9 protein-coding genes and 1 pseudogene are annotated in these 13,353 nt (G+C 59.9%); 6 read left to right on the plus strand and 4 right to left on the minus strand.

The features are described from left to right. Positions 1-133: 133 nt before the first annotated feature. From IEW58_RS01580 to IEW58_RS01600, 5 genes are all read left to right on the plus strand, one after another. Positions 134-550 carry a hypothetical protein gene (locus tag IEW58_RS01580; protein WP_188643527.1) on the plus strand — a complete coding sequence of 139 codons (417 nt, stop codon included), beginning with the start codon at positions 134-136 and terminating at the stop codon, positions 548-550. 217 nt (positions 551-767) lie between these two features. Next, the gene (locus tag IEW58_RS01585) at positions 768-1,037 is read left to right on the plus strand and encodes an ECs_2282 family putative zinc-binding protein (RefSeq protein WP_188643528.1); all 270 of its coding nucleotides are present in this window, start codon (positions 768-770) and stop codon (positions 1,035-1,037) included. A 26-nt stretch (positions 1,038-1,063) separates the two neighbouring features. Beyond that, a complete protein-coding gene (locus tag IEW58_RS01590; RefSeq protein WP_188643529.1) occupies positions 1,064-1,513 on the plus strand; it encodes a DUF8453 domain-containing protein in 450 nt (149 codons plus the stop codon). A gap of 242 nt (positions 1,514-1,755) precedes the next feature. Then, entirely contained in the window at positions 1,756-2,199 is a 444-nt protein-coding gene (locus IEW58_RS01595; protein WP_188643530.1) for a hypothetical protein, read from the plus strand. Between the two features lie 89 nt (positions 2,200-2,288). Beyond that, positions 2,289-2,747: a hypothetical protein gene (locus tag IEW58_RS01600; RefSeq protein WP_188643531.1), complete on the plus strand. Its 459-nt coding sequence runs from the start codon at positions 2,289-2,291 to the stop codon at positions 2,745-2,747. Between the two features lie 82 nt (positions 2,748-2,829). On the opposite strand, the gene IEW58_RS01605 is transcribed toward IEW58_RS01600, so the two are convergent. From IEW58_RS01605 to IEW58_RS01620, 4 genes and pseudogenes are all read right to left on the minus strand, one after another. After that, entirely contained in the window at positions 2,830-5,979 is a 3,150-nt protein-coding gene (locus IEW58_RS01605; protein ID WP_188643532.1) for a BPTD_3080 family restriction endonuclease, read from the minus strand. A 1-nt stretch (position 5,980) separates the two neighbouring features. Continuing rightward, positions 5,981-8,671 carry a site-specific DNA-methyltransferase gene (locus tag IEW58_RS01610; RefSeq protein WP_188643533.1) on the minus strand — a complete coding sequence of 897 codons (2,691 nt, stop codon included), beginning with the start codon at positions 8,669-8,671 and terminating at the stop codon, positions 5,981-5,983. A gap of 266 nt (positions 8,672-8,937) precedes the next feature. Further along, positions 8,938-10,605 (minus strand): recombinase family protein, encoded by a 1,668-nt coding sequence (locus IEW58_RS01615; RefSeq protein WP_188643534.1) that lies wholly within the window; start codon positions 10,603-10,605, stop codon positions 8,938-8,940. A 74-nt stretch (positions 10,606-10,679) separates the two neighbouring features. Next, a pseudogene (locus tag IEW58_RS01620) lies at positions 10,680-11,465 on the minus strand (YifB family Mg chelatase-like AAA ATPase); the annotation flags it as partial. A gap of 45 nt (positions 11,466-11,510) precedes the next feature. Between IEW58_RS01620 and IEW58_RS01625 the strand changes: the two are divergent. Next, on the plus strand, positions 11,511-13,265 hold the full coding sequence (locus IEW58_RS01625) for a recombinase family protein (RefSeq protein WP_188643535.1): 1,755 nt from the start codon (positions 11,511-11,513) through the stop codon (positions 13,263-13,265). Positions 13,266-13,353: the final 88 nt, after the last annotated feature.

Below are 13,353 nucleotides of genomic sequence, written 5' to 3' on the forward strand. Positions count from 1 at the left end.
CACCTCGCCAATCAGATCGAACGACCGCAGCAGACGAACGGCTGGGGCGAGCATGGAGGAGGATCAAATGAAAAAATGCAGGCAACCCCCGGCCACGAAAACGGAAAGATACCGCTCGGAATGTATAAACTGGATGGCGGAGTTCGAGCCGTCGCTGTTCGTCACATTCGTATTCAACACCCCAATCAGCATCGATGGCGCACGCCGGAAGCTGGAGGAGTTCCACAAGCGGCTGGACGATAAACTGGCAGGCCGCGCGGCGCTGCGTAGGCCGGAAAGGCGCTCGGTTTACATCGCCACCATCGAGAAGCCCGACACCAATCTTCACATCCATGCTCTGTTTAAGATTTCCGAATTGCAGCGACTGCGGTTCTACCTGACCGCTGACGAAATCTGGATGAAGCTCGCCCCGGCCGGCAACCTCGACATTAAGCCGGTTTTCTACGCGGAAGGCGCTGCCTCTTACATCACCAAAGAGCTGCGGCCTGAGACAAGTGAAAGGCTCCTTCTGCCGCCGCACCTCGGAAGGAGCCGCCCTACAATTCGCTGATTGCTGGCGCTGACGCGACGCGAGGCTGCTGCATCTTCGATACGCAAAACCCCATGTGGGCCAGTTCAACTGGCCCGCAGTGCGAAGCTTCTATCAGAACATCGGAGAACCAAACGGTTCGAAAGATATCAACACACTGAGCAACATGCCCGACTGGTAGCATTGAAGCGGCGTATCGTTCCAGATATGTTCCCGCTGCTGCTTAGGAGCCTGTGCGATGGATGCCAGCAAATATTCGCGGAGTGTGACCATGCTTTGTCCTACCTGCGGTAACACGGACTTCGAGCGCGAAGGTGACAACTCGACGCTACGTTGCGTCGGCTGCGATCGAGTTTTCGAGCAGGAAGAACTTGTCCGCGCAAACGGCGAGGTCATTGAGGCCGAGCTGGACGAGATGAAGACCGGGGTGCTGCGCGATGCGAAGAAGGAGCTTCGCGATACGCTGAAGAAGGCGTTCAAAGGCTCCAAGCACATTAAGTTCAAGTGACCCCGCTTAGCCTTTCCGCTTCCGATATGGCGGCCGTCCTGGCCCTGATCGTCGCACTGTGGTCGGCGGTTCAAACTGGCCGCTTCAACCGACGCCAAAACGAATTTGCCGCAACCGCGGAACGGCTCAACCAGCTATTAATCGCCCGCGAAACTGCCGAGAGCCAAGAGCAGGGCAAAGCGGATGTTTCGGCAAACTTCGTCAAGTTCGGGAAGCACAACCATCGGCTGAAAGTGTTTAACCGGGGCATCGGGACGGCGCGCAATGTGCGGCTCGATGTGCTGGCCGGCGAAGAGCTGATCGATGGCGCAGGACTTCGAGATAAGTTTCCGGTGCCAGCACTTGATCGGCACCAAACCGTAGAGCTGCTAGCTTCCGTCCACTTCGGCTCTCCTCGCCGATGCCAAGTCCGGCTGCTCTGGGACGATGACACAGGACAGGGGCGGCAGAAGGAACTTTGGCTCGACGCGTTTTAGCGTCAATTCGCGCAATACCGTGGTCCCGGCGGGTGAATTATTTTTCGGCTCGTTCCGAGGTAATGCGGCGGAGCGCGGCGATAATGCGCTCGAGATGCAGCGCGATTTCGCGCTCGGTGAGTTTGCGGGGGTGACAAAAGGGAAGCACTGACATGCCGATCTCCGGGTAGTTGAGGTTGTCCGATATTTATGTTGACGTAATAGGGACTTGGGCCACGCTCCCCGAGAGTATCGGGGGAACGATGGACGAGTTCGCGGAGCTGTTGAAAACGATCTTTACGGGCGCCCTGGTGCTCGTCTTCGCGCTCGTGATGGGCGCCGCGGCCCTTTGGCAGAACCTGTGGGAAGAAGACATTTCCGCCAGCGACGTGGAGATAAGCGATCTGAAATGGCAGGGTTCCATTCCCACGGTGACGGTCGCAGCACTGATCACAAACCACAGCGACAAGGCCATCAGCGACTTCGACGTTGTTGTTGAGGGCTTCGACTGTCCGGTCGGCCATGACCCGCAGAGCGCGGGGTGGGACACCTGTTATTTCCTCGCGCAAGACGACAACACGTTCGGCGCTTACATTCCAGCAGGTCGATCCTATCGCTACGACGCGAGTTTCACTATTCGCCCGAATTCCGAGATCGAGGGTGAACTCTACATCAATGTGAAGTTCGCCAATTTCGAGGGCAATTAAGAGAGCTCGGTTGCAGTCGATCTTCGGTCGCTCTGTGGCCACGCGGCATTATCGATCCCCTTGTCAGTAATCGACAAGGAGAACGCCTAATGTCCATCCTCAAGACCCTCAAGCTCGCTGCTGCCAACCCGGTCAATCCGGGCGCGTCCGAATTCGGTTTCCGCGACAAGCTGCTGCGATACCTCAACGAGCAGAAGGCGCTCGCGGAGTCGGAAATCGCGGGAACGCAGTTCACCGTCACGCGCAAGGTGACGCGCACCAATGAGGCGGGCGAAACGGTCCGCGTCGATGCGCCGAGGAATGTGCGCAAGGGCTGGTTCACCGATGCCAGCGGCAAGCTGTTCTTCCAGCTGCGCTACGGCAGCCGCCCGATCGAGCTGGCGAAGGGCATGAACGCCATCGAAGTCGAGGGGCTGGCGAACGTGCCGGGTATCATCGGCTCGATTATCGACGCCATCAACGCCGGCGAATTGGACCCGCAGCTTACGGCAGCGCGCGATGCTCGTCGGGCGAACTTCAAGCCCAGGGCGAAGCAGCCCAAGGCGTAGTCGGCGTCTCCCAACGGCGCTAGTTGCTCGCAGCGAGGACCACTTCTGCCACTGCAGAAGCGGTCCTTCGTCTATCCGGTTGCTAGGGTTCCAGCGTGAACGGCCCTTCGCTCCATTGGGCAGCGCAATAGGAATTCAGCCTTTCGGCAACGCGACCCGGATCAGTCGCAACGAGGTAATGCCATTCCCCGTGCTCTCCCAGGCGATTGACGCCCGCGACCCATCGTTGCGCGGCCTTGGCCTTCACGTCCGCGTTGTCGTTGTATTGGCCTTTGATTTCGATGACCACGTTTAGGCCCTTGTCCGTGACCGCGATGAAGTCCGGGAGGTAGCGGGCCGGAACGCCACGATTGCGGTAGGGGATGAAGAACCCGAGACGGTCGTTCTTTACCCACCGATGCACGCCGGGGTGGCGGTCCAGCAGAAACGCGGCGCTCTGCTCCCATGTTTGGGTATCCGCCACCATCGCATTGAGATGGCAATGGGCGGCAGCATAGATCGGCTTCGTTGTGTGGAAGTCCACGAACAACGTGCTGCCAAGCCCCGCCGCGCCTTTAGGCACGACCGCGACCTCTGCCTCGGCCGTTGATGAGCCCTTCGTGATTGCTTCTAACAAGGAGGCGACAGCCGCCTGCATGTATTCGCCGACGAGGAGCACGTCGCACGGCTGGCTTGCACCTTGCCTGACGAGCCTTTCCGCAAGGAACCGCTTGGCCGCGAATGCGACCTTCGGGAACAGCACTTGCATTGGCACGGCAGCCGCCCCGTTGTCCGCCGCCCACCGTGTGCAAATCTCCTTGGCGAGCCTGAATGCCACCTGTTGTTCGCGGAACAGCGACCGCCATTGCGCCAGCGATAGCACGGGTTTCTCGCCGGGGCCGAACGCAGCAAGTGTGCCGTCCGGCGTGGTAAGTGGTGTGAGTTCCACCACCTGCGGAATCTTCATGGGGTCAATGGTGACCTTCGCCACCTGGCCCCAATCCACGAACACGTCGAATTGGCCCGTTTGATGGTAGCCGGTGACGACCGGGAAGGTGATTTCGTATTGGGCCTTCTCCGGCACCGAATAGATATGGTGCGGCTCCGGGGTCGGCAGTGGTGGTCCCGGCGGCGATACCTTGAACGGGATGAGCTCAAAGGGCACGCCAAAGACCTTCGCCGTTTCTTCGGCGAACATCTGCGTATCCTCGTTGAGTGCGTAACTTTTCCGGCGCAGCGCGCGGCCCACGACCTGTTCGCACAGGAGCTGCGACCCGAACGGGCGCAGGCCGACAATATGCGTCACCGTGTTGGCGTCCCAACCTTCCGCCAGCATTGCGACCGAGACGATGCAGCGCACGTCGCGGCCCGGCGGAATCCGCTCGTCAATCCACTTGAGCGAGCCGTCGTTATCGTCGCTGGCTACCTTGTCGTTGTGCTTGCGCACTAGCTCCGACCATTCATCCGGCACCTTGCCGCCCGGCCATTCGGCCTTGCCGACCGTATCGAGGATGAACCGCAGACGGCGGGTTTCATCCTTGGTGCCGCCTTCCTCAATGTCCTCGATGACCTTGGAGTCGATACGCACCGTGACTTCCTGACCCGGCGCGTTCTTGAACCACGGCGGCGACACGCCGTAGGAGTCGTTGCCGTTCGCAAGCCACGCGTGGACTTCTTTCGCCACGGCCGTGTCGCGGCACACCACGATGAACACGGGCGGCACGGGATGCTTGTGCTGATCCTTGGCGAACGCTTCCCATTCGACAAACCGTTGGTGCCATTCGGCGGCCAGCAGATTGATGGGGGCACTGGCGAAGTTCATCACCACTTCCGGCGTCAGGTTCGTCGGAAAGCCTGCTTCCTTCGCCTTGGCCTGCACCCACCGCCAGATATTGAAGTAGGCCGCTTCTTCGGCTCCGCTCACGTCGCGGGCCGGAAGCTGCGGAATTTTGACAAGTCCGGACTCGATGGCATCGAGGAGCCCGAAATCCGAAACGATCCATGGGAACGGCTGGCCGACTTCGTTGCCCGAGCCCTGAATGTAGAACGGTGTGGCCGAGAGATCGACGCACAGGTTGATACCCTTGCGACGGCTGCCGCCCGCTAGCTTGTTGATCCGGTCCAGACCCTCGATCCAGATCGTCGCCTCGCGTGCGTTCTTCTTGGCGAGATCCTTGTCATCATCCAGCGTCAGGTCGCCGCTGTCGGTTTCGCCGCGGCGATATGCGTGGTGGGCTTCGTCGTTGAAAATTAGCCAGTGCGGGCTTCGGCCTTTGCCCGTCCCGAGTTCCCGCCGGATGCGTTTGAACCACGCCGTGTCGGACTCAAGGTATTTTGTCTCGATAGACTCGTTGGTCTTGCCCGCGTTTTTAACCACCGTCACGGGCTCGCCGGTTTTGACGACCTTGGCGGAATCACCATTGACGCTGTTAGTCTCTTTCTTCGCCAGCCGGTGCCAGTTGGCTATCATTACCTCGCCGCGCCGCAGTTCCTCCATGCGATGCGGCGGCACAAGCTGGCGGGTGCGATAAAGCGAGAGGTCGCCGAGCGCCGGATCGAGTTCCTGCAACCGCTCGCGGATAGTGACGTTCGGGCAGACGACTAGGATCGTGTCGGAGAAGCGGTCATCGCGGGGCGCGGCCACACGGTTCAGGATAGACCACGCCGAGAGCATCCCCATCACGGTGGTTTTGCCCGAGCCGGTGGCCATTTTGCAGGCGTAGCGAAGGAAGGCACGCACACCGGAAGCCTTGGCCGTCAGCCCCGGCTCGTCCTTCGGAATTTCGGGGATGCCCTTACGGTAAATCTGCGGTGCTTCGACCAAGAAGATGAGCGTTTCCGCCGCTTCGATTTGCGCGAAAAACAGGCGCTGCATCCGCTCGTCGCTGCGCCAGAGGTCCAGTAGCTCCTTGGTGACGTGCGAGGCGCCGTCGTAGGCAATGCCGTCGCTGTGCTTGCCTTCCCGCCACTCGCGCACATGCTCGCGCACGACGTTGACGATAGCCAGTTCGACTTCCTCGCCCTTCTCGCTGTCGAACATTTCCGCCTGGTCGCGCGCACGACGACCCCGACCTGCATGTTCGGGAACGCGATAGAAGAAGCTGGCGCGTCGCCGTCCCTCGGCCTTCGTCGGCGTCTTCCCGCGCTCGATGTGCCAATGGCAGGTCGGCTCCATGAACGGCGAATTGATGATCGGAGAATCGACCTCGGCAACCGTGACCGGCGGCTCGTCGGACTGTGCAGCGGCAGGCATTTTAGCTTGGGCCTCCCGGCGCCCTAACAGCCATCAGCTCGTTGCCGCGCTCATCAATGACCTTGACCGCTATCCGCTTTTTGTCGCCTAGAACGAACGGCTCGCTGACGGTCCCGGCTAGATGCTCCCACACGCTGTCGGCAAACTGCCCCTTGAGGGACTTTTGAAGGTTATCCCACGCGCTGGTCTTGGGGAAAAACACCTGCGACGCGAAGAACGCCATTCCGTTGTAGTTGGTGTCGAGCATCCAACACGGAAGGTTTTCCGCCTTCACCTCGTCCGTTTTCATTGTGTCGGGCCGAAAAATGTCGAGCCCTTTGACGACGGCGCGATACAGCGGCTCTCCGTCCTTCTCGCCAGCGAATTCAAGCTGCGCATCGGGCAGGCCCGTGATGGAGAAAATCTCGCTCGACTTGCTGGTTTTGAGCAGGTCCGACATCACCACGTCCGGCGTGACCGAAACGTAGGTGGTTGGTAGCTTGAGCTTCGCCAGCATTTCACGTGCCTTGGCGTCGATGGCGAAGCCGAACAAGAATAGCTGCTGGTATCCCTGTTGCAGCGCCTCGGTATGCGCGTTGAACACGTATTCCGAGCCGATGGCTCCATCCTCGGGACCGAACACGAAGGCGATGCGCTTTTCCGTGCCGTTGCGCGCCACGCCTTCCGCGTGGAGATATTCACGGTCGGCCAGAGGGCTGATCGCTTCTAGTTCCAGCGACACATTGCCCGGCAGTTGCAGCGTCTTGCTCTGGCGCAGCACCTCGATCATGCGATCAAGGTAGGCGCGAGGATTGCTCGAAACCTTCTGCCGTGTCGGCTCCGCGCTGTCCTCCTCCATCGTCATCGCCGCCTGAATAGTAGCTTCGACTGTGAAGGGACCGCAGACGCGAGTTATCTTGTCGCTCACCTCCGCTCGGTCAATGATCGTTTCCAGCTTGGGGTCGTCATCGTTGGCAATGGATTTGAGCGTTATGCGGGGGACGAGGCCGCCGACTTCCTCGCCCTTGTTGTTGCGCTTACGCTCATAAACGAACCCGCCCATTGGGCCCTTGGAAGGCTCCTTGAGCTTATACCACGGGAATGTGCTGGTCAGCAGCCGCTGCCGGGCAAGGGCAATGGGCACGCGCGAAGTATCGACGGTGATCCAGCGGCGCCCCCATTGCTCCGCCGCATACGCCGTGGTGCCGGAGCCGCAGGTGATGTCGAGCACAAGATCGCCCGGCTCGGTGGTCATGTGAATGCAGCGTTCGACCACTTTCACGCCTGTCTGGACAACATAAACCTTTTCGTCGGTGAAGTTGCCCGTGATGGTATCCGTCCACATGTTTCCCACCTGCTGGAACGGAAAATCATCCGAAAAACGGCGATAACGGATGCTGTTTTTGGCGACATGGATACGGCCAGCCTTGGCTAGCCGATTCATGCCATCGGGATAGTTCGCCTTCCAATGCGAGTTGCCGCCCGGCCGATAGGTTCTACCTTCGAATTCGAAAGGCTGGGATTCTGTCGCTGCGCCCTGCGATTGCAAGTCGCCCGGATTATACAGCTTCACATCGGCAGATAGCGCCACGTCTCCACGTGCTTCTGCCGCCGTTACTCCGCGATAGCTTCCATCGGGAAACAATACCCAACGGGCATTGCCCGAGCCGAGTTCTACCGGCTGCGGCTGGAAAATCTTGTTGTAGCGGACAGATTCCTTGTCCTTCGAATACCAAAGCAAAAAATCGCCGACCGTGGGCAACGTTGAAGATTCGAAGCCCGAGGTCGTCTGAAAGCTGATTTGCGATACGAAGCCGCCGGGAAACACCTCGTCCAGCACCTCGCGGACGTGGTGCACGTTGTCGTCGGAAATCTGCACGAAAATCGAGCCGGAAGGCGTCAGCAGCTCGCGCGCTAGCGTCAGGCGATCGCGCAGATACGTGAGGTAGGAATGTAGCCCAAGTTCCCACGTATCCCGGTAGGCTTTCACCATCTCGGGCTCACGGATCATTTCGTCATCGCTGCCGTGCGTAACCCGGTTCTTGCGCACGAATGGCTGGAAGTTCGACCCGTATTTCACCCCGTAGGGCGGGTCGAAATAGATCATCTGCACCTGTGCCCCCATCCCCTCGTATTGGAGGAGCGAGTTCATCACCTGCATGGAATCCCCGAGGATGAGCCGGTTCGTCCACGGCCCTTTGTGCTCGTAAGCATCAAGCTTGTCGGCAACATCCAGGTCAATGTCGCCGAACAGGTCGAGATTGGTGCCGGTGGCCTTGTGCGATTTGAGCGTTTCAAGGATGGCTTGGGTCGAATGGCGCTCATGGACGAACAGCGGCAGCGTCGGCACGCTTATTTGTTGGCGTTCGGCCTTGCCGGCCCAATTCAGGAACGGCTTGGCCAGGCTGCGCAACCGTGCCGCGCATTGCGTAAGGGACGTGAAGCGCTCGTCCGTTCCTCGCCACACCTGCGGCGAGGCGAACACGACAGTCTCGCCCTTTTCGGCAGCGTCGGCAATTAGGCCGAGTAGCCATTCCGCAAAGTCCCGCTCGCTGTTTTCATCCCATGCCAGTTCCGGCGCGAGGCTCGAATCATAGCGATAGGTTTTCGGCGCTTTCTTGTTCGAGAACTGGGCTTCAACGCCAACATCGGGCCGCTGCACGGCTTCCCCGTCGTGTTTGTAAACCGATGTGTTCGTCTCATCCTTCGCCATGTGGCTGGCATCCCCTTGTCCGTCCGGATGCCGCGCACGTCGGCAAATCCGATCAACTGTTTAGGGGTACGAGATCATTCGGCGCAAGGAAGGGGTGGAGTTATGCCAGCGCTGCATTCGCACCGGCAACGCCCGTGCAGGGCTCAATAAGCCCGTTTGGGGGGGTGGCCAGCACACGGATGCGCCCCCGAACGCATGGGCTCGTGCTGACGCTCGCAGGGCGGGCATCGGCTACCTCCTGCATGTGAACTTCACATGGCAGCGGGTTATTCGGCTGCGACATCGTCGGGGTGCCAGTCCGGCTCCCCATCTGGTCCCTCATACCGAGCATTCAGGGCGCTTCGGTCCGCGCAGTTGCCATATCTATCGAACGTGATCCCAGCACCGTAGTTGCCGAACACTATCATGGTTTGGCCGTTCGCATCGCAATGCATCGAGTTGATGAACCGCTTGAGCGTCTGGTTGACCCGGATGCGAGCATCCAGCCGGACTTGAGGGTCCGGATGGCTCAAACTGCCGCGAATTTCCCGCATATGTTCAATGGTGCTTTCGGGGGTCTCTGCTGCGGATAGCTGTTCCAGTTCGCGTTGCACCGTTTCGACGCGGGATTTGTCCGCCTCGACCTCCGCCTCAATTAATAGCAAAGCGTCCTCGATGGTCCGACTTCCAGTTCGGGCAAAGCTGTCCACGAGATTGGCCAGCCGAGCCAGTTTTCCGTCGATCTGACGCTTCAGTTCCGCGAGTTCTTGTTTCATCCGCTGAGATTCCTGGGGAGCGTCGGTGCGAAGGCTGTCGGCCGTGAATGCAAGCATGTTCTCAAGGATGCTTGGCTCGATGAATTCGTACCGTATCTTGGTTTTATTGGGACAGCCTCGCCGTCGCTTGGCGTTGTCACATTGGAGGAACGAGTGGTCTGTTTTCGTCACGAACGTGATCGGCTTCCGTGATCCGCTCGTGCCGCGAATGACGTTTCCTGCTTTCCGAGTGCTACCGTAGGTCATAGGCCCGATGCATTCGGCGCACCGGGCGATCCCCGAGAACAAGTTCGCCTGCGTCTTGCCGCGTTTGCCGCCTGTGCCTCGCCGAGCTGCGCGAGCAGCTTGCACACGGTTAAACAGTTCGGCGGTGATCGCGGGAGGATAGAAATCCAGAATTGGTTCTCCAGCCGGAACCGCTTTCTCGGGACTATTACCGCGCGGGCGCGAACGAGGTTGATACTCGCCCATCACCGCGCGGTTTGTCAGAAGCCTCGTAACGTAACCGAGTTGCCATCCATTGTCGGCTGGTCCCCAAGTTGGCTCGTTCCTCTCATTTAGGCGATTGACGATGGACGGGCCGCCCAGACCGCCAGCGCTCCACTCGAATATTTCATTGAGGACCTTTGCTCGATGCGGGACTAGGCGCATTTTACGGTTTGAGCGGTCAACTTCGATCCACGAAGGGGTTATGCTTGTGATTGCACTGCGGTCGCCTGCCTCGGCCCGCTCTCGTTTTGCCTTCCAAGCCGCTTTGATGCGCTTGCTCTTCTTCAGACCTTCCTCAAGCGAAAGCTCGCTCTTGATGATGATTTCCATCACCTGGCCCATGGGCACGCGTTCACCCGCAGGGTAAATGCGCTCGCCATCCACGGTCGCGACGGTCACGCCATGGCCGGTGAGGCGCTTGAGGAAATCGTAGGCAGCTTCCCACCCTTGCCGACTGATGCGGTCTAGGTGTTCGACGACGAAGACGTGGCCGTTGAGGTAAAGCCCGGCTTCGGCCTCTCGCTCAAACTCCCAGAGCTTCGCGCCCTCGGCTCGGTTTAGGCCGTGAAATGCAGATCGGCCCTCATCCACGATCTCGCGGGAGGTGTCGGATTCCCAACTGTGTCGTTCGCACATTGCCCGGCAAGCTTCCAACTGCCGTTGGAGGCTGTTGCCCTTCGACTGTTCCATCGTTGAAAAGCGGGCGTAAGTCGTTGCGGGCAGTGACATCCGGGACCATTCGCACGTTTCTGTGTAACAGTGCAAACATGGAGCATACGCGTATAGCCGCGGGCCGACAGTCTCATCGCCTGCGCGGCCTGCATCAGCAGCGCCTTGCCCGGCTCGTCCGGGGTGGCGAACCGGTCGATTGCATCTCCCTCGAGCTCGGCATTTGTCCGTGCTCCCGTCTCGCCGAAGCGTTCTGTCTGAACGGCACGGGCAGCGGCCACGCGGGCGGCAACCTCGGCGCTGCCCTCGGCCGGCGGGGGAAGGGCGAGGTCGGCGGCGCTGACGGGATCGACTTCGACATGCAGGTCGATCCGGTCGAGCATCGGGCCCGAGACTTTGCTCTGGTAATCAGCCGCACAGCGCGGCGCCCGCGAGCACGCGAGCGCGGGATCACCGAGATGGCCGCAACGGCAAGGGTTCATCGCCGCGATCAACTGCACCCGCGCGGGAAAGCTTACATGGGCATTTGCGCGGGCGACATCGACCTTGCCGGCCTCGATCGGCTGGCGCAGCGAATCGAGCACCGCGCGCTGGAATTCGGGCAATTCGTCAAGGAACAGCACCCCGAGGTGCGCGAGACTGACCTCGCCCGGTTTGACCCTGAGGCCCCCGCCGGTCAGCGCGGCCATGCTCGCCGAATGGTGCGGCGCGCGAAACGGGCGCTGGCGGCTGATCTTGCCGCCTTCGAGCAGGCCCGCGACCGAGGCGACCATGCTCGCCTCCAGCGCCTCGGGTGGCGTGAGCGGGGGCAGTATGCCCGGCAGGCAACTTGCCATCAGCGACTTGCCAGCGCCTGGTGGGCCGATCATCAGCAGTTTGTGTGGGACAACGCACCCTTAGGAATTCTGTGCTAGGATGCCCCTGGTATGAAGATCTTTATCTACGCGCGCTGGAGTTCGCTTGAACAGGGGCGCGGCTCTACGCTTGAACGGCAGTTGGATTTGTGCCGCCGATATTGCAACGGCCGAGGCTGGGCCGATGCGGAAGTTATCAAAGACGAAGGTCGCAGTGCATACACCGGAGCCAATCTTACCCAAGGCAACCTAGGAAAGCTCACCGAGCGGCTGGAGCAAGGGCTAATCCCCTATGGTTCCGTCCTCATCGTGGAGCAGTTGGACCGCATCTCGCGTCGCCCGCCGATGGAGGTCATGAATTGGATTAGTCGGGTGGTGAACGCCGGGCTGACCATCGTCACAGCCAACAACAATCAAGTTATCAGCAAGGACGAACTGGAGCGCAACCAGATCGGCATTGTGAGTATCGTCTTCGACGCCTGCCGAGGCTATGCGGAATCGAAGCATAAGAGCGACCGAGTGAGCGACAGCTGGCGGATCAAGCGAGAAAAGCTAGAACGTGGCGAGACGATCAAGAAGTCGGGACGTTGCCCCGCCTGGTTGCGGCTAAATCCGGCCATCAATGACTTTGATCGGATACCCGACCGAGTATCTATCGTTCAACGAATTTTCGAGTTGAGCGATGCAGGCGTCGGACGCGAACGAATTGCAGCCATCCTCAACGACGAGAGGGTGGAGCCTTGGGGTGTTGGCAATAGCAAGGCCGAAAAGTGGCACGCCAGCTATATTCAGAAAATCCGCACAAACCCGGCTGTCCTAGGCGAGTACCAACCTCACACCAAATCCCGGTCGGACACAAAACGTCAACCGGTTGGCGAGCCAATCTCGGGCTATTATCCTCAGATCGTCGATCCGGTGCTGTTCGCTCGGGTGAACCGTCGAAAGCCCAAAAACGCAGGCCGGAAAGGCGAAATCAGCAATCTATTTTCGGGTCTGGTACGTTGCGGCGAGTGCGGCGGGATGGTTGTATATCGCAACAAGGCTAGCGCCGGCGCAATGCGTCGAAACCGCAAGGGCGACGCGATTTGGAAAGTCAGCAGCGATCAGACCTATTTGGCGTGTGGAAATTACAAGGCCGAGACGAGGTGCCGGAATAAGCAATTTATCCGATACGGGCCCCTCAGAGACGCGGTGTTGGACCAAGTGCTCCACTTAGCGCTCGACGATAGTTTCTTCGCGCACGCCGAACATGTTGGACAGATTGAGCAAAGCCTGGCGCTCAAGAAGCGCGAACGCGACAATCTGAAATCCAGGGCGTCGCGCTACCTCGACGCCATGGGTGACGACGACGATCCGGATCTGCGGCGCAAGTGGCAAGAGGCTCGCGCCGCAGTTCGTGGAACCGAGGATGAACTTCGCAAGATCGAGAGGAACCTGGTTGATGCAAAAGGCCGTGTCAGCCCATCTGAACACCTCAAGCGCGTGGCAAGTGTCAGGGCTGAGCTGGACGATCTCGATCCGGAGAGACGTCTCTCTGCCCGTTACAGAGTGATGGGTGCGCTCGGCGAGATCGTCACCGTTATGCAACTGATGCCAGACCGCGGTGTGCGAGTGATATTAATGGGGGGCGCACACGCAATGGACTTTGACGATCAAGGCAACTGCCTCAAGGTCGTCAGCGTCCTGGATCAGATCGAAGCCGGGGACCATCAGATGATGCGCGGAGTTACGCGTGTGGAGCTTGGGAAGGACGACGATGAAAATGAGCGTGAAGCAAGGCGGATGGCGGAGCAGGCGATAAAGCGCAGAAGGAACCTCTGCGGCTAGCGATACGGGGCGCCCAAAATGCCCTGAGAGCGTCAAGAGCGCCCGGGGTGGACCGGACAGCGCCTTTGCTGTTGCGCCAGGGCTGAAC

The sequence above is a fragment of the Tsuneonella deserti genome (assembly GCF_014644315.1).
Classification (GTDB): Bacteria; Pseudomonadota; Alphaproteobacteria; order Sphingomonadales; family Sphingomonadaceae; genus Tsuneonella; species Tsuneonella deserti.